Origin of the sequence: Hymenobacter sp. UYP22, from assembly GCF_040547285.1 — a bacterium.
Classification (GTDB): Bacteria; Bacteroidota; Bacteroidia; order Cytophagales; family Hymenobacteraceae; genus Hymenobacter.
The window spans coordinates 115,085-140,406 of sequence record NZ_JBEPPK010000015.1; the positions used below are offsets into that span (position 1 = coordinate 115,085).

Consider the following 25,322-nt stretch of genomic DNA (forward strand, 5'->3'; position numbering starts at 1 on the left):
GCAACAACCCCAGGGGTCATTGCTCATTCCGTTTTAGGGGGTGCGTACGGCAATTACATTACCGGCTGCATCTTCTTGATGTCCTCGGTAGCGTTTACAGCGTTGATTTCGCGGGTAGCGGGGTTAACTGGCGCCGTTTTGCCGCCCGTGGTGTCGGGAGCAGCCGGAATTTCGGGCAGGGGCTTGGCCGTAATATCTTCATCCGAACGAACGTCGGGGTTTTTGCAGGAAGTGGCCGACAGCGAGGAAACGGCCAGCAGACCGAAAAGGAGTACTTTTTTCATATCAGAAAGCAAATAGCCAGAGGCAATTACGGGAGTTGCGGCCGCGAAGATACGGCAAATGAGTTGTTGGTTGGTAGTTGTCGGTTGTTAGTTCGTTCCATCAGCTAACAACCGACAACTACCAACCAGCAACTTATTTCCGGTACGGGTTCACGCCCATGTTGTAGAAGGCAAAGGACCAGATATCGGCCCACTCCTCAATCTGGAGCTTGGTGCTTTTGCCCGCGCCGTGGCCCGCGTTTACGTCCACCCGAATGAGTTGGGGCTTGGGGCCGTTGTTGGCTTCCTGCAGGGCGGCGGCAAACTTGAAGGAGTGCGCCGGCACCACCCGGTCGTCGTGGTCGGCGGTGGTAATCATGGTGGAAGGGTACGCGGCTGGCTTCAGGTTGTGCAAAGGCGAGAAGCGGTACAGGTTCTGGAACTGTGCGTAGTTATCGGAGGTGCCGTACTCGGGGGCCCAGTTCCAGCCGATGGTGAACTTCTGGTAGCGCAGCATGTCCATCACGCCCACGGCCGGGAAGGCCACGCCGCAGAGGTCGGGGCGCTGGGTCATGGTGGCGCCCACCAGCAGGCCGCCATTGGAGCCGCCGGCCATGGCCAGCTTCTCGGTGCTGGTGTAGCCCTGCACCTTCAGGTACTCGGCCGCCGCAATGAAGTCATCGAACACGTTCTGCTTGTTGGGCGTCATACCGGCTTGGTGCCACTTCTCGCCGTACTCACCCCCACCCCGCAGGTTGGGAATAGCCAGCACGCCGCCGTTTTCCAGCCACAGCATCCGTGCCACCGAGAAGCCCGGCGTGAGCGAGATGTTGAAGCCCCCGTAGGCGTACAAATACGTTGGGTTCTGCCCGTCCAGCTTCACCCCTTTCTTGTGGACGATAAACATAGGCACCTTGGTGCCATCCTTGCTCTTGTAGAATACCTGCGTGGTCACATAGTCCGCCGGCTTCACATCTACGCTCGGGGCCCGGAACACAGTGCTGGTGTTCGTGGCCAGGTCGTACTTGTAGATGGTCGTGGGGTAGGTAAACGAGGTGAAGGCATAGTACACCTCCTTGGAATCCCGCTTGCCCCCGAAGCCCGAGGCCGTACCAATGGCCGGCAAGGCCACATCGTGCTTGAACTGGCCTTTCTCGGTATACACTTTAATCAGGCTGCTGGCGTCCTTCAGGTAGGAAGCTACTAGGTAGCCGCCTACGTGGTCCACGCCTTCCAGCTTCTGCTCGGTTTCGGGCAGCACCTCTTTCCAGTTGGCCTCCTGGGGCTTTTTTGGGTCGATGAGGACGACGCGGTAGTTGGGGGCTTTATAGTTGGTTTGCACCAGCAAATTGCCGCCCACGTTGCCAATTACCGAGTTATTGTCCTCGTAGCTGTTGATGATGGGCGTGAAGCCGTTGGCCTGCTTGGGGTCGGTCAGGTCGCGCACCAGCAGGCGGTTGCCGTCGGCTTTGCCATCGGTGAGGTAGAGCACCAGGAAACGCTCATCTTCGGTGGTGCCCACGGTGCGGAAGCCCAGCGCCATTTTGGGGTCCTCGTACACCAGCTTATCGGTGCTTTGGGGCTTGCCGAGTTGGTGGTAGTACACTTTGTGGTACTCATTTTTGCCGGAAAGCTGGTTTTGGCCGGCTTTGGGCGCATCGTAACGGCTGTAGAAGAAGCCATCCTTGTACCAGGCCGCGCCCGATACTTTCACCCATTGCAGCTCATCGGCGAGGGGCTGGCGGGTTTTCAGGTCCAGCACTTTCAGCTGCTGCCAGTCGGAGCCGCCGCCGCTGGTGGCGTAGGCCATGTGGCGGTGGTCGTTGGAGTAGTACGTACCCATCAAAGCCGTGGTACCATCAGCCGAGAACTTGTTGGGGTCAAGCAGCAGATCGGGCTGGCCTTCCTGCCCGTTTTGCTGAGTGTAGAGTACCGCCTGGTTTTGCAGGCCGTCATTCTTGCTGAAATACAGCTGATTGCCTTCCTGCTGGGGAATCCCGAACCGCTCGTAGTTCCACATCTTGGTGAGCCGCTCCCGAATTTTGTCGCGGAACGGAATCTGCTCCAGGTAGCCGAAGGTGACTTTGTTCTCAGCCTCCACCCAGGCTTTGGTATCGGGCGAGTCGAGGTCTTCGAGCCAGCGGTAGGGGTCGGCTACGGAAGTGCCGAAGTAGTCGTCTTTGTGGTCGACTTTTTTGGTTTGGGGGTATTGCACGGAAGCGGAAGTGGAAGTAGAAACGGCAGCCGCTGTAGAGGTTGGCGCCTGCGACTGGGTGGAGCGGCAGGAGGCTAGGGCCGCCAGAGCTACTACGGGAAGGATGATTTTTTGCATGGTTGGGAATAGCGGGAAGAGCACCGAAGATAAATCACAGATGCTGCAGATTGGCCGGATGCCGCAGATTCTTTCAGATTTCAACGATGCAGGCACCCTTATATAGCAGCATTAATTTTATTAAGAATTTTTCTAAACAGAATTTCTGCCGTTCCTTTGCAGTACTTTAGACCTATTCTAAACAAACACACACCATGTTGAATCTTCGCTCCCTGGGCCTGACTTCTACTATTCTGGCTTGTGCCCTCACGGTGCAGGCCCAGCAAACTGCCGCCATCCGGGGCCGCGTAACCACCTCCGATGGTAGCCCCGCCGAAGCCGTAACCGTGGGCCTGAAGGGCCGTAGCCAGGGAGCCATTACCAACAACAAGGGCGAGTATGTAATTGAGCGGGTTCGGGACGGACAGTACACGGTGGTTGTATCGGCCGTGGGCCTGAAAACCACCGAGCAGCAGGTAACCGTGAGCGGGGGCCAGGCCACCGTGGCCGACTTTATGCTGACGGAAAATGCCGAGCAGCTCAAAGAAGTGGTTATCAGCGGCAACCGCACCAACAAGTTCAACCGCTCCACCAGCGTGGACGTGAACAAAATGCCGCTCAGTAACCTGGAAAACCCGCAGGTGTACGCCACCGTGGGCAAGGAGCTGCTGACCGAGCAGGTAATCTTTACCGTGGATGATGCGACCCGCAACGCGCCAGGCCTGCAGAAAATGTGGGATGCCACCGGCCGCGGCGGCGACGGGGGCGCCTTTTACGCCGCACGGGGTTTCGTTACCCAAAGCCAGCTGCGCAATGGCGTGGCCGGCAACGTAACTGGCAACATCGACGCGGTGAACCTAGAGAAGCTGGAAGTTATTAAAGGCCCATCAGCTACGCTATTCGGTTCGGCCCTGACGTCGTACGGTGGTCTGCTCAACCGCGTCACCAAAAAGCCATTGGACACTTTCGGGGGCGAGGTGAACGTGGCGGCCGGCTCCTACGGCTTCCACCGCGTATCGGCCGACGTGAACCTGGTAGACAGCAACACGCCCGCCGACCAGCCCAAAACGCTGGGCATCCGCCTGAACACGGCCTACACCTACGAGGACAACTTCCAGAACAAGGGCTACACCGGCTTCAACAAGAATTTCGCGGTAGCTCCCAGCTTGCAGTGGCGCCCCTCCGACCGCCTGACGGTGAACCTCGACGCTGAAATCTACAAGGGCCGGGGCACGGGCAACCAATTCATCTTCTTGTACTTCCCCCCCAGTGTGCTGGGCTTCGACCGGGCCGACAAGTCGCCGTTCGACTACCGCCAGTCGTACCAGGGGCCGGGCCTGATTCAGGACTCGCGCAGCACCAACCTGTTCGGGCAGGTGCAGTACAAGATTTCACCCGCCTTCACGGCTACCACTTACCTGACCAGCAGCAACAGCTACTCCAACGGTAACTCGGCCTACTACTACCTGACGCCCTCCACCCCAGAGTTCCGCCGCCGCCGCCCCGACCTGCCCGAAGCCGCCAACTACCTAGTGCGCGCCGACCAATCGACGGACAACAGCCAGCGGCAGCTCTGGGAAGCGCAACAGCTCTTCAACGGTGACTTCCAGGTGGGCAACATGCGCAACCGCGTGGTGCTGGGCCTGGATTTCCTGCGCGTGAACTCCGAGGTAAACTTCCTGGGCGGCAACTTCGATACGGTGGCGCTGGCCTCGCCCCGGCCCGTGCTGGACCAGTTCAACGGCACCAACATGAATGCCGTGTACGCCGCCAGTGGCGGGGGCCGCTATTTGGTGACTACCAAGTCGAACACCTACAGCGCCTTCATCTCGGATGTGCTGAACCTGACGGAGCAGTTGAGCGTGCTGGCCGCCCTGCGCGTCGACCACGTGGATAACAAAGGCGGACTATTTTACTCCCCGGTGCAGGCCTACAAGCAAACCACCTGGTCGCCGAAGTTCGGGCTGGTATATCAGCCGGTGAAAGACCGGGTGAGCGTGTTTGCTAACTACCAGAACAGCTTCAACAACCTGGGCCTTTACCTAGCCGCCGACGGCAGCCGCTCACTGGCCCGGCCCGAGCGCGCCAACCAATGGGAAGGCGGGGTGAAGCTGGACGCTGCCGCCGGCCGCCTCAGCGCCACGGTGAGCTACTACAATATTCGGGTGCAGGATCGGCTGCGGCTACTGGGCTACGCGCCCACCACATTTGAAGCCATTAACGCCCAGGATGCCACCCAGCGCAGCAAAGGCGTAGAAGTCAACGTGGTAGCCAATCCAGTGCGCGGCCTGAACGTAATCGGGGGCTTCTCCTACAACGACTCGAAATTTGAAGACTCGCCGGAGGAAGTGAACGGCCGCCGGCCCAACACCGCTTCCTCGCCCTACCTGGCCAACGTCTGGGTAAGCTACCGTCAGCCGGAAGGCGCGCTGAAGGGCCTGGGTGCCGGCATTGGCGGCAACTACGTGAGCGACAACAAGGTGCAGAACGCCGTGAATAACGTGTTTACCCTGCCCAGCTACACCGTGCTGAACGCCTCCGTGTTCTACGACCAGCCCAAGTACCGCATTTCGGCCAAGGTGGATAACCTGACGGACAAACAGTACTGGACCGGCTACACCACCATGAACCCCCAGCGCCTGCGTAGCATCATCGGCAGCGTAGCGTATAAGTTTTAACTTTACTATCTGTCATTCCGAGCAACGCAAGGAATCTGGGTTTATCTCCTAATGAGTACGCCAGATTCCTCGCTCTGCTCGGAATGACAGTTGTTTTCCCCTTACACGATGAGCACATTCAAGAAAACCGTCGGGAAGCTGCACTTGTGGCTGGGGCTGGCCTCCGGGCTGGTTGTGTTCATCGTGAGCCTGACGGGCGCCATTTTCGTGTTTCAGGATGACATCCGGGACTTCACGGAGCCTTGGCGCAAGGTGGAAGTGCAACAGTCGGCCATGGTGCTGCCCTCTCAGCTGCAGACGGCGGCGCTGGCTACACACCCCGGCGTGAAAGCAGTGGACTGCTGGACTACTTATTTCGGACCGGAACGCTCGGCCACGGTGTTCTTCACCGATAAAGCCGGCGCGCCCATTATGGTGTCACTGAATCCGTACACGGGCCGAGTGCTGTACGAGCAGGACTTGCGCACGCACCTCTTCTCTATTATCCAGGAAATTCACATGCACCTGCTGCTGCCCGAACCCATTGCCAAGTGGGTGGTAGGTGTCAGCATTTCCATTTTTGTGGTAATGATGCTGACGGGCTTGGTGCTGTGGTGGCCCAAGCGCAAACAGGAACGCAAGCAGCGTTTCACCATCAAGTGGGGAGCCCGCTGGCGGCGCGTTAATTATGACTTGCACAACGTGCTGGGCTTTTACGCGGCCAGCATTGGGTTGGTACTGGCGCTGTCGGGCCTGTTCATGATTTTCCCCGCGATACTGCAGTCCATTGTGTACGTGGTAGATGGGGGGAAGCCAGCGCCGCAGGAACTGATGGAAACCAAGCTCGACACCCTGCAGACCGTATCGGCTGCTGACCAGCCCTTATCCGACGTAGTGTACCGCACCGCACGCCGCCTTTCGCCCGCCAACGAAATGGTACTTATCGGCCCAACCGGCGCGGGCAAAGCCCCTACGTTTTGTTGGACCTACAAGAAGGCCCTGCACTACTATCACCGCGACGAGTATGCCTTTCACCCTGTATCGGGCAAGGTGCTGGACTCCCGCTTTCACGAGACTAAAAGCGCGGGCACCAAGTTCTCGGATATGAACTACGACCTGCACGTGGGCCAGATTCTGGGTTTCGGCGGCAAGCTCGTGGCTTTCCTAACAAGTCTGATTTGTGCCAGCCTTCCTGTTACCGGCACCGTTATCTGGTGGGGCCGCCGCAACAAAACCAAGAAGAAAAGGCCGCAACGGCTGCAAGTAGCTATGTAGCTTTTACCCTGCCGCATTGGGCAGAAAGAAGGACCTTATCAGGCAAGATCAACAGCTCAAAATAGTGACTGTTTCTTGCGTGGGAAGGTCCTTCGCTGTGTTCATTAGCCGTTACATCCGCCCTACTTTCGGAATCACCTGAATCAGGAAGCGCTTGTTGTCGCCTTCGCGGCGGCCGGAGTAGCGGCCGGTACCGTAGAAGCCACTACCCCCGATGATGAGCTCAATGTTGCGGTCTTGGCTGAAGTTGAGGTTGTTTTGCTTCCAGAGATTGAGCAGGTTGAGGGCGCGGCGGTAACTGAGCTGGTAGGTGCTCTGCTCTTCACGCTGGTTGCGTGGGTCGCCCTGGGGGTAGCGGGCGGCCATGCCTTCCACAATCACCAGGTAGCGCACGTTCTGGCCCTGGTTGGTGGCGCTGAGGCTGCGTAGCCGTTCCCGCAGGAGTTGTCCGGCCTGTAGCAGCGCCGGTTTATAGCTGTCCTGAATTTCGTCGCGACCGGCTTTGAATTGCACGTTCAGCTTCAGCTCATACCGCTCGTTTTGGGGGTCGTAGCGGAAATAGCGCCCCTCCAGCCGTCTGAGCGACTCCCGGATGCGAGTAATCTGCTCTAGTTCAACAGCCTTGGCTTTCAGCTCGCCGTTGGCCTGCTTTAGCTCCCCTTCCCGGTCCTTGAACAGCTTGAAGCTATACACAAACAGCACCAGCATCACCACGAACAAGGACGTCATCAGATCCACGTAGCTGGGCCAGAAGAAGTCGTTGCTTTGGCGCTTGTTGGAGGTGGAGTTGTTCATGAATGTCGGCGAAGAAACGGCAAGCTACCACCGAAGCGGCAACTTCGGTAGTAGCTGCAAGAACGACGCCAGGGCCATTGGGTTCCGCTGCTGTTTTATGTTGCCTGGGCTACTCGCCGCCGTACTTGCTTTTGCCATTGCCGCCGGCATCCATACGCACGATGCGGGGAGTGAAGGAACCCAGCACATCGACCAGCTCTTGCTGGTGGGCCATTACCTGATGAATGTCTTTGTAGGCCATGGGGGCTTCGTCGAGGCCGCCGCCGATGAGTTCCACGCCTTTGTCGCGCAGCAAGCGGCGCAACTCTCCTTCGCTCACCTCCTTTTTGGCCTGGGTGCGCGACAACCGCCGGCCGGCCCCGTGGGAAGCCGACTGAATAGAATCCTGCTCGCCCCTGCCCCGCACAATGAAGCCTGGCGCCGTCATAGAACCTGGAATAACGCCCAGCACTCCTTTTCCGGCCGGTGTGGCCCCTTTGCGGTGCACAATGGCTTCGCGCCCGTCGGGCAGGGTTTCTTTCCAGGCAAAATTGTGATGGTTCTCCACCTTGGCCAGCGGCTTTTCGCCTAGGGCCTGGCTGAGGCGGCGGTGAATGTCGCGGTGACAGGCCGAAGCATAGTCGCCAGCTAGGTTCATGGCCCGCCAGTATTCCTGCCCTTCTTGGGTATCCAGGTCGAGCCAGGCGAGGTAGCGGGCTTCGGGCGGCAAGGGGCATTTGCTCATGGCCACTTTGGTGTAGTGCTGGGCAATGGCCGCACCCAAGCCCCGGGAGCCGCTGTGGGAAAGCAGGCCCAGATACTGGCCCAACGGCACGCCCAGCTCGTTATCGGGAGTCATAATATCGACCACACCCCACTCCACGAAGTGGTTGCCGGAGCCAGAGGAGCCCAGTTGGTTGATGGCCGCTTCCCGCTTACCTCGCACCACCGCAATTTCCCGGAACTCCGGCCGGTCCAGGATAGGGTCGTCGGTGGGATTCTTGAACACTTCCTTGGCCCCGAAGCGGGTGTGGTTATGCAGCAGCTTCTTCAATTCCTGCATGCGCTGGCCCAAGTACTGCCGCGGCAGCTCAAACACCGATAACGCCATCCGGCAGCCAATATCCATGCCCACGCCGTAGGGAATTACGGCATTATCCACGGCTAGCACGCCCCCAATGGGCAAGCCGTAGCCCTGATGGGCATCGGGCATGAGGGCACCATCCAGCGTAACGGGCAGTTGCATGGCGGTGTCCATCTGCTTGCGGGCCCCATCCTCAATAAAGGCCTCGCCGTAGCGGCGGTAGTCCTTCACCTCCGGGTTCAGGCCTACGTCACGTTTCGGGTCGGGCACGAATTCCTTGGCTACGTCCCGCCACAGCGAGTCGCGCAGGTAAGCGTAGGGGTCTTCCTTGATGCGGCGCAGCAAAGCCAGGGCGCTGCCTTTGTCCAGCTTGCTGAGTTGCCGGTCTTCCAGTACGTCTAGGGCCAGGTTGATGGCCCGGCCTTCGGGGTAGCCGAGCTTGCGTAAGTCGTTGCCGCGCAGTTTTGAAGTCGCCATAACAAATCGGGTGGGTACGACTGGTTGTAGCGTGTTTGGATGGTGTTGGGTTATGGATGAGTTTGTAAACTATTCCCCAAACTGTAAATCAATCACTCTAATTACACAAGTACTCCTAATTCAAATTATCAACTACAAAACCGATAGCTTCTCCTGCATTCTCAAAAAACCATTTTCTCTCATTATTATACGTTGACACGACATAACGTCCGTCGTAAAAGTAAATACACAGAAAATAATCATGTACCACAAACCGACTAGGCTCGTAACAATGCAAGCCTAAACGGCCTAAGCTGATGTATGGGAATAAATACCTTAATTTTCTATTTGCACGGCATGTATTTAATAATTCAATTGTTTTTTCAGGGTAAAAGTGCAGAGGAAATTCAGATAAGCATTGTCTAACATCAGCCCATGTATTGTTAATGTTAATTACTTTATTGATAGCCATTTAAATTATTAACCTATTTAACAAAAGACAATTCCCATCAATATTATACCGGCTTCACCCCACCGAACAAGCTGTCCATAAACCGCTGGAAACGGTTTTTGGAAGTGGCTTTTACCAGCACTGTGTTCAGGCTGGATAACTCCAGCAGCAGCTTGGCTTGCACCTGCGAGTCCAGCTCGATTTTGCGGAGTAGCTCGCGCTGGGTGGCGGTTACGTCGCGGCTGAGGTCGGCTTGCTGGGTGTTGAGGTTCTGGAAGGGCTCCATCTGTTTCAGCAGCTTCTCGAAGACGTTATCGGCGTTCAGCTTCTCGAAATACTGCTGCCACTTCTCGTAGGCCAGCTGGGCCTGTCGCTCGTTGTAGGCCAGGCGCTTGTCCATCACGTCGGCGAGGCCTACGCCGGCCTGGTCGATGTGCTGCTCGGCGCGGTCCTTGAGGTTGCGCAGCTCCACTTGGTGCTTCTGGAAGAAATCCAGCATCAACTGCACCGAATTGTTGTTGCCGCCGATGTACTGGCCTAGGTCGTTGATGCCCTTCTCGAAGCCCCGCAGTCGGTCTAGGATGCTGTTCACGGCCTCGGCCGAGTGGTAGCCGTTCTGCAACATCTCGTTGAGGCGCTGCTGGTAGCCGGTAAAGGCGCTGAACATTTCGGCCGACTCGCGCACCTTCTCAAACACCATGATATTGGCCGCCGCCATCTTGTCGTAGCCGATGGTATCGAGGCGTTCCAGGAAGTTACTCTGCACCCGGATGTTCTGCGTCACCTTTTCCAGCAAGGGGTTGAATAGCTCAATTTGGCCCACAAACTGCTGGTTGAAGGCATCGAGCACCGACTTCAAGTTGGTGAGCGAGCTGGCCATATCGGCGTGCAGCACCGGCAGCAAGCGGGCTTGCAGGAAGGTGTAGTACTGGTTCTGGAGCCGATCGAGCTGGTGGCGGGCCTGGCGCAGCACGCCGTTGCCGAGCAGCGTGAGCAGCAGCCCCACAAAGGAGCCCGTCATGGCAATCAGCACACCCGTAAGGAAAGGAGTCAGCGCGTTTTCATCCGACACCCCATTGCGGGCAATGCCTACGAGGCCCAGAATCACGCCCAGAAACGTGCCCAGAAGCCCCAGGTACAAGGGAGTGGCCACCTCGGCCTGCACCGCATTGTCCAGCACCTCACTCTGCCGCTCCGAAATGTCTTTCAGAATCCCAAAGTCGGCGGCCGCTCCTTTGTTGTGGCGCAGGTAGTCGTTAGTATCCAGCAGGATTTCCTGGAACTCCGGGGAAGCATTTTCGGCCTTGATGAGGTTGGAGGCAAAGGCTTCGGGGGGCGCGTCGGCGGCGTAATCGGGCACGTCGCGGCCGTCGGGCAGCACAATGCGGTGCTCTACGCGCAGGCTTTCCTTGGGCGGATACAGGGCCGCCAGCCGCCGCGCATTGGCCCGCGTTTGCAGGAACGTGCGAATCTGCAAACCCACCACCACGGCTACTACCAGGATTTCGAGGATTATTTCCAGCATATAATCGTAAAGTACGCTATTCTTTGCCCGTCATCCTGACGAAGGAAGGACCTCATCACGCTCAAACGAATCGTGGATACGAAGTTCGTGCAGCTGTGATAAGGTCCTTCCTTCGTCAGGATGACGGACAGGGTTTACTCGAATCGGATGGCGGCTTTCTGCTCAATCTGCCAAGCTCCAGCCACTTTGCGCAGCACACCCTCTTCCTCCGTTATGATGCGCGTAACCGGGCCAGCGGGCTGCTGGTATTTGCAGGCTTCACGCAGAGAATATTGCGCGCTCTGGATGGCGTAGGCGTGCACGGCGGGGTTCTGCGTCACGCTGAACGTGGCCAGCTCGGGCCACTGCGGGTCTAGGTGAATCTCGTAGATGCTGTCGTGTTGGGGCTCGTCCGAGAAGTCGTACTCATTAAATGTACCGTTCACGGGCACCTTCACATAGCGCGTGCGAGGCTGGTCGGCGGCCGGAACAGCTGGAGTGGCAAGTAGCTGCACAGGTGGTACTAGGCTTTCAAACTCGTCGTGCGTGGTGGGAGCAGGCGCACTGCCAACCGGCGTTTCCATTGGCTGAACCGGAGCCGGAGCAACTGGTGCAGGTGAAACGGCCTGAGTTGGGGTTGAGGCAACGGGAACCGGAGCTGCCGCAACGGGTTGTGGTGCGGGCGGTGGGGTTGGCTTAGCGGCAGCTGTAAGCGCTGCAGCCGGAGCAGATTTCTGCTGGGGCTGGCGTTTCTGCAGCTCCTGTTCTACCCGCTGCTGAATTAGCTGCTCCAACTCGCGCAGTTGGGCCGGGGAGAAACGGTCGGTCGTTTTGCCACCGGCGCTGCTGGGGCTGGTTTGCAGCGCGGCAATATCGTCCCGGCGTTTGTCGATGCGGGCGTTGATTTCTTTCCAGGACGCGCCAATGCTACGCTTCAGCAACGCGTACAGCACCAAGCTCAGCAGCGCCAGAATCAGAGCCAGCGGGCCAAAGAACTTGTTCATCAGGCTTTCCCCTGCCCCGGTGGTAGCGGCGGCAACGGGCGTGGCAACGCCAGCCTCGTCCAAACCCGCGTCGCCGGGGGCGGCGGCCGTGGCTTCGTCGGTGGTGGCAGTGGTGTCTACGGTTTCGGTCTCAACGGCGGCTTCGGCAGCAGGCAGGTCGCCGATGGGCGTGCCTTGGTCGAGGTAGTTTTTTAGGGCCGTTTCCAGCTTCGTCACGCCGGCCAACCGGGCAGCATTGCCCTTGCGCGACGGAGACGTGCGCAGTCGGTTGATGATTTCGCGCACCAGTGTCTGCAGGCGGGAGTTGTCGGAACCCAGGCCTTTGTACATCACGCCCTGTACCTCCAGCGGCTGGTACAGCGCCGAGTACACCCGCTGGTTATCCGATTTAATGCTACCCTCTAGCGCCTTCAACGACCCGCCACACTGCAACTGGCTTTTCAATTCCGGGTGGCCGGTATCCTCGTACACGAATTTGGCGGTAGCACACCATATCTGCACTTTCCGCTCTTCCAATGTTGGCTGGCCGAGGGGCGTTTGGGCATGGCTGCCCGCCGCCAGTAGCAGCAGTCCGGAAAGCAAAGAAGCAGCGCGACGAGAAAGGATCATAGGGTGTTGGGGTAGAAAGAGGGCGAACTTGGTTCCCAGGGTTGAAACCCTGGGCTAGTCAGCAGAAGGATAAGCGGGAGCAGTTGTTGTCAACTATTCGGTTTCAAGTAGCCATTTATTCTGAAGATTCCTTCTGTCTCGTCAAAGGGAATGGAATGTTTACGCAAAGCCTGTCGAACCCAAGAGCTAAAATCGACAGTAGACTTATCCACCAACCGCCCCACATAGGTTCGGCGGGTTGAATCAATTTCCATCCACTCTATTACTCTCACATCCCCAGACTTGACCCATTCCCAGTCAAGATGATAAAAGCTATAGCCTGTTAGTTCGTCATTGACATACTTGATGCGTACCTCCGGATTGAACTCTGGATGGTAAGTCATCTCCTGCGCCAGTTCCTTCCATTTCGTCCGGTTCATGACGGATGCAAGCTGGTTCGCGAAAATGAACTCCATTATCTTGTCATTTTGCATAAGACCAGACACTTTATTGCTAATCTTTTCAGAAGCATAGCCGCTGCCTAGCCCAGGGTTTCAACCCTGGGCCACCGCGCCAGTAGTGTTACGCCTGTAGTTCGCGGCTCAGGTTGTACAGAGCCTGTTTCAGCGGCAGAAAGAATAGGGTTTCCGGCAGGGTTTCGTCGGAGGAGAGCTGGCGCTGGAACTGGTGCAGGCCCAGGCTCAGGCTGTCTTCGATTTCGCGGAGCAGGATGTCTTTTACGCGCTGGCGGTCCACGTCCACGCCCACTTCGCGCAGGTAAGGGGCCACATCGTCGCCTTCCAGCACCAGGGTGAGGTAGTTACGCACGTTTTCCAGCACGGTATCCTTCAGGGCGGCATCCACCTGGTTCAGTTTCAGGCGCTGCTGGTTGAGCTCGGTGCCTTCCACAGCGCCGCTGTACTTCACGGGCTTGATGTTGTCGTAGTCGGTGGTGGTTTTTTCCTCGAACAGCACGCCGCCGTTGGTGGTGGCTTCCTTGGGGTTGTCGGCCAGGATGACGCGGAAGTTGTGGGGCGGCTCGGTGCCGGTTACGGCTTGGAAGATGGCTTTCGTAATCTTTTCGATGGCCACCAGGGAGCTGCCCCCGGCCAGCAGGCGCAGGTAGAGGCTGCCTTTACCCGAGAAGCACAGGTAGCGCGGCGTTTTCAGGCCGAGGTGCTTGGTGAGTTGGGCCGTGTGGTAGATAATGCTGGTGTAGTGCAGGTAGAACAGCACCCGCAACTGCCGGCCTTTTCCTAAGCCTAGCGCCTGGGTAAAGCGCAGGGCATCATCGTACTTGAACAGCAGGCTGGTCACGTCGGCGGAGCCGAAGTCAGTGTTGCTGAGGGCGGCGCGCAGGTAGCCTTTGTACTCCTGGTTTTGCTCGGAGTCGGGCAGGCTTTCCACGTGGCCCACGCCGAGGCGGAGCAGACCGTTCTGCTTGGGCGCACCCTGCACGCGGGCGTACCCGTCACCCCACAGGTCGTCGCCGGCGAAGCGGAACGAGGTGCTGAAAGCCGGTTTCTGGTCGGCAAAGAGCAGCAGGTCGGTGGTACCGCCACCGATGTCGATGTTCACCACGTTTTCGTCGCGGTTAGGCACTACCTGATTGGTGGCGGTGAGGTAGTAGTACGGCGCCACCGACTCGGTGAGGCAGATGGTAGCGCGGCGCGTTTTGAACACCTGCTGGAACGACTCGTCCCACACCTGCTGGAACTGGTTGCGCAGAAACCCATCGAAGCTCAGCGGCGCAAACCACACCACCCGGGTATCCTCCAGAATACCGCCATGCAGCGCGGCCTTGTGGCGCAGCAGCAGCAGAATTTCCCGGAAAAACGCCTCGATACGGGCCACGCCCTGCGGGTCCAGCTCGGCCGACCATTTCAGGTTGGTTACAAACCGGTTCTGGGGCAGCTCGGCCGTGGTTTCGGTATTGATGCTGAAACCGATGTTGATGTTGCTGAGCACCTTGGCCGGCTCGTTGGCAAACGACGTGGTTTCGCACACGGCCGTCCGAATCGGGAATTCGTAGGCCGACCCGCCTTCTCCCACGAAGCTGGGCACAAACTCCCGGTTCTGCAGGGTGGCAATGTGCGTCCAGATTTGCCCGGCACCGGTACGGTAGCGTTGCGCCGCTGAGAGGCCGGCGTCGGCCACCGGGGCGTGTAACCACTCCACCTGCACATCGGCCTCCCCAATGGTGAGAGGGCGCGGGTGGGCCGTGGGCGAATCGGCGTAGGCAATGTGGGTGTTGGTGGTGCCAAAATCCACCGCGAAGGTGAAGCGGCGGGTGCCGCGGTCCAGCTCACGCCAGCGCGGCACCAGCAGGCCCCTGGCCGGCTCCGCGCCGATGGTGGCGGGCGGGCAGGTCAGCTCCGCGAGGTCGAAGTGCGTGCCGGTGACTTCGTAGTACGTGCTGCCGGCGGTGGCCATGCTCTTCTGGGTGCGCTCGTAGCGGGTGGCGCGGCGGGCAGCCCCCTGCTCCGTAATCCGCTCCCCATTCACGAAGAACGTGAGGTCGTAGCGGCGGTTGAGCATGGTGGGCCCGTTGTCGGCATCCACCAGCATCACCTTATACAAGTCGTTATACTCGGGCTGGTAGCGCACTTTGTAGAACGGGAACACGCCCACGCCCACGGCGGCCTTCACAATACGGCCCTTCTCCAGAATCTCGCGGCCCTGGGCATCTTTCGGGTTTTGCGGATTGGTGTAGTAGCTGCGCTCAAACGTGATAAAGCGGCCCGCCTGCACCGGCACCCGCAGCTGCACGCGCACGTGGCTTAGGTCGATGGTAAAGGTGAGCAGCTCCGCCAGCTCGTTTTCGGTAAAGTACTCGAAGAAGGCTTGCTTCAGCGGCAACAAATACGGGAAACGTGCCCGGCCTTGCCCATCGGCGCCGTATTGGAACGTGACTTTGCCGGTATGGAAACGCTGCGTATTCAGCTCGTAGGGCAACTCCACCAAAGAGTCTTCCAGCAAGTCGCCCACCGTGAGGTAGGGGTACTTGAAGCCTTTACCGGGCAGCACACGGCTTTCCAGCGCCAGTTCATCATAGTACGGCACCGGCGTACGGTCGTCCCAAGGCTGGCCGTTGAGGTAGTTGGCCCCGGGCATGGTCAGGTTGGGGCGGAGCACCAGAGGGCGTGGCCGGCCGCCAACCGCCTCGCGGGTAGGCTGGATGAATAGGTCGGAGCTGGTCACGGCCGACTGGTCGGCGCGGCCGGGCAGGGGCACGCCTTTCACGCTCACCAGGTTGCCCTGCACGTCGGCCAGAGCCGGGTAGCGGGTAGCAAACTGCTGGGCGCTCCGGTCGCCCTGCATCTGGAGCTGGTTGATTTTTGAGCGGTCGAGGCCGGCGTACACGCTGCCGGCAAACTCGCGGCGCTGCAGCTGCGGGTAGGCCAAGAACAGCTCGTACACAAACTCCCGAAACTGCGGGTCCCGGTCTTCGAGCAACACCGTTTGCTTGTCGAAATAGTGGCCGCGAGCCTGCGGGCGCTCCAGATCCAGTGGCTCCACAGCAGGGCCGGTGAACAGGATGGTCAGCGGCGAGGTACCACCCAGCAGGCGCGTACCACCCGCCAGCTCCGGCGACTCATAGTACACCAGGTACATGTCGGAAAAGTCGCGGAACCGCTCGTCCTGCATATACAGCTGCAGGGTTTCGCCCAGCAGGCGCGTACCCTCCTCCTGCCGCATCCGGCGGATTTCGGCCTCGGCATTCCAGCGGCGCAACGTGATTTTGCGGCCGGCCTGGGTGTAGAGGTGGTAGTTGTAGAGCAGCTCCAGCAAGTCCCAGAAGTGCGTCGTCAGCTCGTGGTACACCGAGCCGGGGTTACGCTGCCCTTCGCGGGCCAGGAAGTCGAAAGCCGTTTCAAACAGGTGCATCCGCGCAAACGGCGTCGGGATGCTCACGGCCAGGTTGCGCGACTTACCCCCCGCGGGGTCCGTCACGGTGTTGATTTCGGTGCTGGTAACGGGGGCAGTTTTCTGCCAGCCCTGCACCTGCTGGGAGCCGTTGTTGTGTAAGCGAAGGACTTTGGCCATATCGTTTTCCGGGGTTCCCAGAGATGAAACCCTGGGCTAGTTAGCGATTCTGTTCTTGGTTGGCGGAGTGGTGCTGGATGCGGGCGGCGCGGGTATTGCAGATGTCCCAGGGCTGAAGCCCTGGGCTACGGAGCAGATTGTTCGGTTTTCGCTGACTAGCCCAGGGCTTCAGCCCTGGGATATGTGCGCCGCCCGCGCCGCCTGCGCCGCCTGCACCTCATGGTACCCGCGCCATCTTTTCCAGCATTTCCATTTCCTGCCAGTAATCCTGTTCTTGATGGTGTTTTTCCTGGTTGCGGATGTAGTTGCGCACCCGCTCTACATGCGATGGACTCACAGAAAACGCGCCGTAGCCATTCTGCCAGCCGAAGGTGAAATCCGTCAGGCCCTGCTCATTTACCCAGCGCGCGCTTTTGCCCTTTAGCTGTTGCATCACCAAATCCAGCCGGTCAGTGGTGCGCAACGAAAGCAGGCAGTGCACGTGGTCATGAACGCCGTTCAGAAAGTCGAGGTGAATGTTGCCTGTTTCCGCAATGTGTCGAATCTGGTTAAACAGCACTGGTTTCAGTTCCGCCGTGAGCCAAGGCTGCCGGTTTTTGGTAGCCCACGTAACATGCACCCACAACGACTGAAAAACGTGGCTCATACTTCTTATCCTAATGGCCCGATGTCCCAGGGTTGAAACCCTGGACTACGGAGCATTTCTCAATGAATAACCGCCCTCCCGCTGACTAGCCCAGGGTTTCAACCCTGCGACACTTGGGACGGCCGGGCCGCGCGGGCTACACCACCTTCACCTTCTCCTCAAACGCCTTATCGGTCACATCATAGAACAGCTCCAGCAGCTTGCGGAAGTTGTCGGGTTCCTGAATGGACTTCTCAGTTTTGTTGAGGTTGTCGAGTAGGTAGTTGTGGCTGAGGCCTTTGTTGAAGAAGTCGTTCCACTTCTTCTCCACCGGCTTGCCGAGAATCATGGCGTTGAAATCGTCGGTTTGCAGGTCGAAGGGACGGAAGGCGCGGCGGTTCTGGGCCAGCTCCTGCAGCCACTGGTCCACGCCCGAGTCCTGGCTGTGCAGGAAGGTGTTCAGTTCCCGGAAGATGGGCTCGTTGCGCATGGCGTAGTCCAGCTTCAGGTTGTCGGCGTAGGGGGCTTTGTCGGTGGGCAGGTGCTGCTTGTGGTAGCGCGTGAAGTACAGGAACTGCGTGAGCTGCTTAGCCATGATTTCCCGCGTCTCGTCGGGCAGGTGGCTGAATTGCAGCTCCGGCGCGTCCTGGTTCAGGCCGTACTCGTGGAAGTGCGGGCCGCCGGTGCGCAGCTCGGCGGGCGAGTAGCGCATGAAGTCCACGATGCTCAGAGCCGCCAACAGCTCTATTACGTGGGCCTTGTTCTTCTGCTGGGTGCCGCCGGGCTGGTTTTCGTAGGGCGTGTCGGGCGTGTCGGCGAGGTAGTACAGCGCGTCGAGGCCCTGCAGGTTGTGCTCGTAGTAGCTGAGCGCCGCCTTGGTTTTCGTCAGGAAGTTGTTGGAGTCGATGACGGCGTTGTCTTCGCTTTGGAGGGCGAAGTAGGGCATCACCGTCACGGCACCGGTGGGCGCGTCGCGGAGATAGCGGGCGTTGCTGAGGCGCGTGTTGGTGTCCTTCAGGTTCTTGAGCATGAGCGGGAAACCCGCCGCACCCGTACCGCCGAAGATGCTCGACACAAAGAATACCCGGTCACCATCTTGGAAGTTATCCGCAAAAAACCGCATTTCTGGGCTTTCCACCAGCTTGTTCAGTACTATACTGCCCACGTTCGGGGAACCGCGGAAACCAATGGTTAGCGGGCTTTCCAAGTTATCCTGCGTGAACAACAAATCCACCAAGCCCTTGGAATCAACCGACAGGCCATCATAGCTCAGGTACTGCCGGAAGCTCTGGTTGATGCCGCCGAAGTCGAAGATGAAGGTGTCCTTCACTGAGCCATTCACATCCTGCGAAATGCCACTCAGCGTACTGATATCGGTCTTGAAGAAGCCTTCTTCGCGGGGACCGAGGCGCTTGTAGATCTGCTGATAGCTCTGCAGCAGCTGCACCGTGCGGTTCATGTCGCCGTTGTGGGCGTCGGGGTCGATGATGATGGGCACTACCCGGTCGCAGTTGGGCAGGTCCACGCCCGCAGCCAGCAGCATCGTGAGCGAGCGAATCACGCGGGAACCCGTGCCGCCAATACCGAATAAAAAGAGTTTAGCCATGAGTTGGAGGGAGTAGTAGGTATTGAGTAGCTAGAAACGGGATTGAGCTTACAGCACAGTTGGCTTGTCGCCGACTCACTACTCAATACCCAGTACTCAATACTAAAACGGTGTGGTGCTGGCGTTGGTGGAGGCGCGCTTGAACAGCAGCGAGAAAATGAAGAACCACACCAGGGCCAGAATGGCGTTCCAGGTGGCCAGCCAGTAGATATAGCTATGGTCGGTGACCTGCTGGGCGTTAGTTTGCCAGATGGTCACTACAAAGGCAATCAGCGCATTTAGCACCAGGAAAATGCTCCAGTGACGGCCTTTGTTGAAGGTAGCCACGCCCATAGCGCGGTTGATGAGCAGGTAGAAAACCAGCGCCAGCCCGGCAGAAATGCCCAGGTTCAACAACCCGAGGTTGGGGAAGATAACGTCGCGGTACACGGGCGTATCCGCCGGGGGCTGGGGGTTGCCGATGAGTTCGTAGAGGAAGCGGAAGAATGCTTTCATGGAAAGAGGTGATGCCGGGCTCCGGGCCGGCAACCCGTGGAACGATGAGAAGGATACGAAATTGTGAGGCCGGGCATCAGCCGTTCCTCGTTACCAAGGAACGAAAACCGTTCCAAATCGGTGAATAAGTGGGTCAATACAGGCCACCTGCAACTCGGCCGTAGCGCTATTCAGCTGGTTGTAAGGTGAGTGGCAACTCAAAAATTGGGCGGGTTGAGTTGGCGGGCTCTAGGCCATCGAGCAGAGAGCTGAGGGCAAAGGTTTTGGGAGCGGGCGTGCCGTCGTTGCGGGTAGTCCACTGGGCCACCCACGCGGGGCGCTGGTCTTGGAGGCGCAGCACCAGTGGGCGGGCCGCTTTCGGCTGCCGCGTCAGGCGCACCTTGGCGAAGTGCGTGAACTTGCTCTGGGGGCCGCTGCTGGCTTTGGTCTGGTCGGTGGCGGCCATTACGTCCAGCAGTTTGGCGTCGGTATCCACGCCTTCCAGATTCAGGTTCTGCTTGAGGTAGGCCACATCCTTATACTGGCCGGGCAGCTGGCCCAGGTTCAGGCCCACCACAAACTCCACCGGCTGCTGGGCCGAGACTTCCGACACGGCCACCACGCGGTAAGTACCGGCCGTGCGCTTGCTGGCCCCGGCGTCGCCGTAGTACCACGCGCCTTTGTTCTGGTATTTATCGAGCACCGAGTAGGCTGGGCGCGGATACGTAACGCCGAAGTGGGCCTGTTTGGCGGGTTGCTGTTCCAACAAGGCGGCATCGAAGCGGCGCACGGCATCGGCGGGGCCCAGCACCCAGATGTAGTAGGGTATTTCGGTGTCGCAGCAGTTGGTTTTCTTGCCCGCCGCTTTCAGGGCCGGATAGTACGTACCCCGGAAATCTGAGAGGTAGCCGTACACCGACACGGCCAAGCCTTGTTGCGCGCCGTTGCGCTGCAGCGCGTCGGTAATGTCGGTTTTGATGTAGGGAATGGCCCCGGCGTTTTTCGGGGAATAGATGAAGTCCGAAATCAGCACATTTACGGTACCGGGCTGGTAATAGCGCGTCATCAGCGTATCGAGCACGGCGGGCAGTTCGGTGCTTTTGGCCGGCTGCTGAATGCCGCTGCGCACGGTGCCGGAAATACCCGAATACGTGTCCTTGTATGGCTTCTCCTTGATGCGGAAGAACGTCTTCTGCCGCGCGGCCCGGGTGCGATTAATTTCCGAAAGCAGCTGTGCTACGTGCTGCTGAAACTTGGTATTTTCGCCGCTAACGCCGGTTTTGGGCATGAAGCCTTCCATCGAGCCCGATACTTCCAGAAACACGTTCACGGCTTGCAGGGGCTGAGCAGCCGCGCTATTTGTTACATCAGCCGCTTCCTCCGGGGCTTCCACGCCGGGCGCCTCCGTAGGCCGTACATTATCGGGTAATTCAGCCTTCGGCTTTTCAGAAACAGCGGCTCCCTCCTCCGATTTCATATCGGAGCGAGAGTAACAGCCGCACAGTAGCAACGACAGGCCCAGGGCGGGCAGCAGGCGGGGGAAGGAGGTCAGGTAGCGCATCGGGCTAAAGTAACGACAATCTGCCCGCAGCGGATACATGAGTGGTGAAGTTGTGAAATGGTGAAGTGGTGAAATGGTCTGACCACACCAGTAGACAGAACATTTCACAACTTCACCATTTCACAACTTCACCATCCCTTAGCTGTAGTCGATTTCCGTGTTGTCGCCGATGTTGAGGCTGTGACGGGTGCCTTTGAACAGGGCATCGGAGCCGACGATGCAGTCGTGCATGACGGCGGAGCGCAACTCGCTGTAGGAGCCAATGATGGACTCGCTCAGAATAGTATTCTTGACGATAGTCCGGTCGCCGATGGCTACGTTGGGGCCAATGATGGAGCCGGAAATCTGGCAGTCTTTGCCGATGCTGACGGGTGGGATGATGATGGTATCCGGAAACTCGGGAAACTCGCGGCGCTTCAGGAACTCGGGGCGGTTGAGCAAGCGGGCATTGGCTTCCAGCAGGCTTTCTTTCCGGCCGCAGTCAAACCAGTTATCCACGGACGTAGTCACCATTTCGGCCCCATCCTGAATCATGAGCATCAGCGCATCGGTGAGTTGAAACTCACCGTGGGTACGCTGGTCCTGGTCGATGATGCGCTCCAGGGCCGAAGCCAGCCAGTCGGGGTTGGCCAGCTTGTAGAGGCCTACCAGGGCGTAGTTCGACTTCGGAATTCGCGGCTTTTCCACCACTTTGGTTACGCGGCCACCGGCACCGGTTTCTACCAGACCAAATAACGAGGGGGTTTTTACTTCTTTCACGGCCAGCACGTTACCGGGCGTAGCCATCATGGCGGGCAGGTCTACATCCACAATGGTATCCCCGAGCAAAATCAGGATGCCATCCTGCTCATGGCGAAACTGCTCCCGGGCCAGCCACAGGGCATGGGCGATACCCTCGCGGGGCTCCTGTACTACAAAGGTGCTGCGCAGCTGCGGGTATTGCTTGCGCACGTAGCTCTCCACTTTCTCCCCCAGATAACCAATGATAAAGACGAACTCCTGCACCCCGGCGTCCATCAGCCGGTCGATGATATGACCCAGGATGGTGTTGCCGGCCACGGGCACCAGCGTTTTGGGCTGGGTGTGCGTATGGGGGCGCAGGCGGGAGCCGATACCGGCTACGGGAATAACTGCTTTCATGAGGGGAGAAAAATCGGGAAGCACCGAAGCGCAAAATACACAAAGCCGCCGGAGCAACCGCCCAGCACAACCGCCCGGGCCTGAATTCGTACGTTGCAGCACCATAGTTTTGCACCTGGCACGCTCCCAGGCGCAGAGCCTACTGGTAAACCACAACGGCAGCTACGAAGTTAGCAAGCCTTTAATTTGCTTCTCTCTTCCATTTTTTAACTCTCCCTCACTTTTATGAAACGCTTTCTGCTCTATTTCGCCGGCCTAGTGCTGCTGCTTACTCAGTCGTCCTGCGGGTACAACTCCATGGTTTCCAAAGACCAGGCCGTGAAAGCTCAGGTGGGCAACGTGCAAAGTGCCTACCAGCGCCGCTCCGACCTGATTCCGAACTTGGTAAACACGGTAAAAGGCGCCGCTAACTTTGAGAAGTCGACCCTGACGGAGGTGATTGAGGCCCGCGCCAAAGCCACCAGCGTGCAGCTGAATGCCAACGACCTGACCCCCGAAAACCTGAAGCAGTTCCAGGAAGCCCAGTCGCAGGTGAGTGCGGGCCTAGGCCGTCTGCTGGCCGTATCGGAAAACTATCCGGAGTTGAAGGCTAACGCCAACTTCCAGGAGCTGCAGGCCCAGATTGAAGGCACCGAAAATCGCATCAATGTGGAGCGCAACAAGCTGAACGTAGTAACCAACGACTACAACGGCTACATTAAGAGCTTCCCCAACAACCTGTTTGCCGGCATGTTCGGCTTCAAGGAGAAGCCTTACTTCGAGGCCGACGCGGCCGCCCAAAAAGCGCCTACTGTACAGTTCTAATTTTGGGTTGTTGGTTGCCAGTTGTCAGTTGTCAGAACTATTCTGGGGCTGACAACTGGCAACTGCTTACTAACACCTAACTATGACCAACCCTCTCACCCCAGAGCAGGAAGCAGCGCTGGTAGCGGCTATCCGCCAGGCCGAGCTGCGCACTTCCGGCGAAATCCGGGTACACCTGGAAGACACCTGCCCTACCCCGGAACCGCTGGACCGGGCGGCGCAGGTATTTGCGGAGCTTGGTATGCACCGCACTGCCCAGCGCAACGGGGTGCTATTTTATCTGGCCTGGCAGAGTCGGCAGTTTGCCGTTATCGGCGACGCGGGCATCAACTCCGTGGTACCCGATGATTTCTGGGAAACAGCCAAGGAGAACGTACTCCAGCATTTCCGATCCGAGAAGTACGTGAATGGCTTGGAGCAGGGTATTCGGCTGGTAGGCGAGCAGTTACGGCGCTACTTCCCCTACGATTCTGCCACCGACCAAAACGAACTGGACGATTCTATTTCCTTCGGCAATACGCCTACCCGCTCATGAGGCCATTGCTTTCTTTCGCCCGCGTTTCCCGAAGTTGGTGGCTGGTATTGTGTCTGCTGCTGACTCAGTTGGCGGCTCTGGCCCAGAATGTACCACCCCGGCCTAATCCGCCCCGCCTGGTAAACGACCTGGCGGGTATGCTGCAGCCTCAGCAGGTGGAGCAGTTGGAGCGCAAGCTGGTTGCCTATAACGACTCTACTTCTTCGCAGATTGCCATTGTAACGGTGCCCACCCTTGGCGACTACGACATTGCTGGTTACACTCAGCAGCTGTACGAGAGCTGGGGTATTGGCCAGAAGAATAACAACAACGGGGTTCTGATTCTGGTGGCTGAGCAGGAACGCAAGGTGCGTATTCAGCCCGGCTACGGCTTGGAGGGAGCTATTCCGGATGCGTTGGCAAAACGTATTATTACCTCCACCCTCACCCCGGCTTTCAAGGAAAACCGCTACTACGAAGGCCTAGACCGGGCTACCGACCAGCTTATTGCCTTAGCCAAGGGCGAGTATAAAGCTGACCCTGCCACTCAGCCCCGGGCCCAGCGCGGCCGCGAAGACTCCAGCGGCTCCGGTATCGGCTTTTGGGTAATTATTGCCGTGCTAATCCTGTTTATCCTGTTCCGTAACCGGGGCGGCGGCAGCGGTGGCCGCCGCAACCGGGGCTTTGGCGGCGCCATGATTCCCCCCATCATCTTTGGCGACTTCAGTGGCGGCCGCGGCGTATTTGGCGGCGGTGGTGGCAGCTGGGGCGGTGGTGGCGGAGGCGGTGGCTTTGGGGGCTTCGGCGGTGGCAGCTCCGGTGGCGGCGGTGCTTCCGGCGACTGGTAAGTGGTGAAATAGTGAGGTGGTGAGCTAGTGAGTTTGACGTTCCGTAAGCGCTACTTGCGCCGATAGGATATCAAGCTCACTAGCTCACCACCTCACTATTTCACCTTATACACGGGCAGCTCATAGAAAGGCCGCAGCAACTGCACTACGTCCAGCGCGTCGGCCAGCGCCTGGTGGGCTACGGTATCATCCTCGAAGCCGGCGCGGGCCTTGCAGATTTGCATGGTGGGCAAGCGCGAGTCTTTACGCCAGTTAAGGTAAAAAGCGGCCGGGTCCAGCATGGCGGGCTCGGCGCGTACCAGGGTGCCATAACCAGGCAGCTCCCGTAAAAAACCCAGGTCAAATACGGCAATATTCTTTCCGGCCATGGTTACCGCCACGCAATCCTTTTTATCGGCTTTGAAGCCCTGCGCCAGCAGAAAATCCCGCAATTGAGGCAGTAGCTCGGTGGGCGCGCACAGCTCGGGGTTCGGTTCTTTACAAGCCAGTTCCTGCAGCAGACCCGCGTTCAGGGCCAGAGCACCGGCCGTGCCCACCAGCTCGGGGTGGCGCACCACCCGCCGGAACGCAGGCAACTCCGCCAGAGGCCTCAGCTGCTTAGTGTCTTCCACGACGGCGGCCAGCTCCAGAATCTGGTGCCGCAAAGGGTTGCTGCCGGAGGTTTCAAGATCAAGGGAGATATAGCGCATGGTACTGCCTGTACGCAGATACCAACTACCACGGCCAAGCTCCGGTTGCCCCACAGCTCAGCCATAGTCAGGCTATGGTTTCTCCGAATGGGTGGCACAGCAACCCCAGTTACGGGTGAGAGAGTAGATTTATCGGCCCTACACCTGTTCTACAGCAGTTTTGCGAACCGTGTACCGGCTTGATGGACGCAGCCCGCCGGACTGGTTGTCGCCTGTGAAGGGTGTTCCGTCGTCTGAGTGTCAGCTGCCGGCAGCGGGCCCGACGAACTTCGGCCGCCGGACCGGAGCACAACTCCATCGTGCTTGTAACTGATGGAATGGTAGCACTTTGTACTATAGCGGTTTCGTGAACGATGTAGAGGCACCTACTGGCGTCTTCTCCTCTGCGCCACCGCCGCATTACCGTGCAATAGGGAAGCGCCAGTACGCGCCGCTACACCGCCGCTACATCGTTCGTGAACTTGCTATATGCCGAGGAACCCAATTGGAAACAGCGTTGAACAAAACTAGGCTTGAGCACCTGGTAACTTGTAATACGCTAATCTTAAGGCGGAAGCTGTTTAGGAAGTGGGTTTTCGGGCGATTTTACGCAACAGGAGCGCCGTAAATGCGAGCCAGTGTAGGGCGAGCCAATTTTCCAGACACGT

20 protein-coding genes are annotated in these 25,322 nt (G+C 58.6%); 5 read left to right on the forward strand and 15 right to left on the reverse strand.

Annotated features, from left to right (window positions below):
* Positions 1-53 precede the first annotated feature (53 nt).
* On the reverse strand, positions 54-284 hold the full coding sequence (locus ABIB60_RS19020; protein WP_354582062.1) for a hypothetical protein: 231 nt from the start codon (positions 282-284) through the stop codon (positions 54-56).
* A gap of 133 nt (positions 285-417) precedes the next feature.
* Positions 418-2,595, reverse strand: a complete 2,178-nt coding sequence (locus tag ABIB60_RS19025; RefSeq protein WP_354582063.1) for a prolyl oligopeptidase family serine peptidase — start codon at positions 2,593-2,595, stop codon at positions 418-420.
* Between the two features lie 194 nt (positions 2,596-2,789).
* On the opposite strand from ABIB60_RS19025, the gene ABIB60_RS19030 reads away from it, so the two are divergent.
* Complete coding sequence (locus tag ABIB60_RS19030; protein WP_354582064.1) at positions 2,790-5,252, forward strand: TonB-dependent receptor domain-containing protein; 2,463 nt, start codon at positions 2,790-2,792, stop codon at positions 5,250-5,252.
* A 108-nt stretch (positions 5,253-5,360) separates the two neighbouring features.
* Entirely contained in the window at positions 5,361-6,506 is a 1,146-nt protein-coding gene (locus tag ABIB60_RS19035; RefSeq protein ID WP_354582065.1) for a PepSY-associated TM helix domain-containing protein, read from the forward strand.
* Positions 6,507-6,617: 111 nt separating this feature from the next.
* On the opposite strand, the gene ABIB60_RS19040 is transcribed toward ABIB60_RS19035, so the two are convergent.
* The 12 genes from ABIB60_RS19040 to ABIB60_RS19095 form a co-directional block, all read right to left on the reverse strand.
* The gene (locus ABIB60_RS19040; RefSeq protein WP_354582066.1) at positions 6,618-7,301 is read right to left on the reverse strand and encodes an Ntn hydrolase family protein; all 684 of its coding nucleotides are present in this window, start codon (positions 7,299-7,301) and stop codon (positions 6,618-6,620) included.
* Positions 7,302-7,410: 109 nt separating this feature from the next.
* Entirely contained in the window at positions 7,411-8,841 is a 1,431-nt protein-coding gene (locus ABIB60_RS19045; RefSeq protein ID WP_354582067.1) for an RtcB family protein, read from the reverse strand.
* Between the two features lie 115 nt (positions 8,842-8,956).
* The gene (locus ABIB60_RS19050; protein WP_354582068.1) at positions 8,957-9,292 is read right to left on the reverse strand and encodes a DUF6193 family natural product biosynthesis protein; all 336 of its coding nucleotides are present in this window, start codon (positions 9,290-9,292) and stop codon (positions 8,957-8,959) included.
* Positions 9,293-9,335: 43 nt separating this feature from the next.
* Positions 9,336-10,796, reverse strand: coding sequence for a hypothetical protein (locus tag ABIB60_RS19055; RefSeq protein ID WP_354582069.1), 1,461 nt, complete (start codon positions 10,794-10,796; stop codon positions 9,336-9,338).
* A 134-nt stretch (positions 10,797-10,930) separates the two neighbouring features.
* Positions 10,931-12,388 (reverse strand): hypothetical protein, encoded by a 1,458-nt coding sequence (locus tag ABIB60_RS19060; RefSeq protein ID WP_354582070.1) that lies wholly within the window; start codon positions 12,386-12,388, stop codon positions 10,931-10,933.
* A gap of 89 nt (positions 12,389-12,477) precedes the next feature.
* The gene (locus ABIB60_RS19065) at positions 12,478-12,861 is read right to left on the reverse strand and encodes a DUF6678 family protein (protein ID WP_354582071.1); all 384 of its coding nucleotides are present in this window, start codon (positions 12,859-12,861) and stop codon (positions 12,478-12,480) included.
* An 88-nt stretch (positions 12,862-12,949) separates the two neighbouring features.
* The gene (locus tag ABIB60_RS19070; RefSeq protein ID WP_354582072.1) at positions 12,950-16,414 is read right to left on the reverse strand and encodes a hypothetical protein; all 3,465 of its coding nucleotides are present in this window, start codon (positions 16,412-16,414) and stop codon (positions 12,950-12,952) included.
* A gap of 217 nt (positions 16,415-16,631) precedes the next feature.
* Entirely contained in the window at positions 16,632-17,060 is a 429-nt protein-coding gene (tnpA, locus tag ABIB60_RS19075; protein ID WP_354582073.1) for an IS200/IS605 family transposase, read from the reverse strand.
* Between the two features lie 136 nt (positions 17,061-17,196).
* Positions 17,197-18,645 carry a hypothetical protein gene (locus ABIB60_RS19080; RefSeq protein ID WP_354582074.1) on the reverse strand — a complete coding sequence of 483 codons (1,449 nt, stop codon included), beginning with the start codon at positions 18,643-18,645 and terminating at the stop codon, positions 17,197-17,199.
* Positions 18,646-18,747: 102 nt separating this feature from the next.
* Positions 18,748-19,140, reverse strand: coding sequence for a hypothetical protein (locus ABIB60_RS19085; protein ID WP_354582075.1), 393 nt, complete (start codon positions 19,138-19,140; stop codon positions 18,748-18,750).
* Positions 19,141-19,306: 166 nt separating this feature from the next.
* Positions 19,307-20,680, reverse strand: coding sequence for a hypothetical protein (locus ABIB60_RS19090; RefSeq protein ID WP_354582076.1), 1,374 nt, complete (start codon positions 20,678-20,680; stop codon positions 19,307-19,309).
* A 138-nt stretch (positions 20,681-20,818) separates the two neighbouring features.
* Complete coding sequence (locus ABIB60_RS19095) at positions 20,819-21,820, reverse strand: sugar phosphate nucleotidyltransferase (RefSeq protein ID WP_354582077.1); 1,002 nt, start codon at positions 21,818-21,820, stop codon at positions 20,819-20,821.
* Positions 21,821-22,045: 225 nt separating this feature from the next.
* Between ABIB60_RS19095 and ABIB60_RS19100 the strand changes: the two genes are divergently transcribed.
* The 3 genes from ABIB60_RS19100 (at position 22,046) to ABIB60_RS19110 (ending at position 23,986) form a co-directional block, all read left to right on the forward strand.
* Positions 22,046-22,624: a LemA family protein gene (locus ABIB60_RS19100; protein WP_315998278.1), complete on the forward strand. Its 579-nt coding sequence runs from the start codon at positions 22,046-22,048 to the stop codon at positions 22,622-22,624.
* Between the two features lie 82 nt (positions 22,625-22,706).
* Positions 22,707-23,159 carry a TPM domain-containing protein gene (locus tag ABIB60_RS19105; protein ID WP_315998277.1) on the forward strand — a complete coding sequence of 151 codons (453 nt, stop codon included), beginning with the start codon at positions 22,707-22,709 and terminating at the stop codon, positions 23,157-23,159.
* A complete protein-coding gene (locus ABIB60_RS19110) occupies positions 23,156-23,986 on the forward strand; it encodes a TPM domain-containing protein (protein WP_354582078.1) in 831 nt (276 codons plus the stop codon). The genes ABIB60_RS19105 and ABIB60_RS19110 overlap by 4 nt, the downstream gene beginning before the upstream one ends.
* A gap of 95 nt (positions 23,987-24,081) precedes the next feature.
* On the opposite strand, the gene ABIB60_RS19115 is transcribed toward ABIB60_RS19110, so the two are convergent.
* Positions 24,082-24,675, reverse strand: coding sequence for a 3'-5' exonuclease family protein (locus ABIB60_RS19115; protein ID WP_354582079.1), 594 nt, complete (start codon positions 24,673-24,675; stop codon positions 24,082-24,084).
* Between the last annotated feature and the right edge of the window lie 647 nt (positions 24,676-25,322).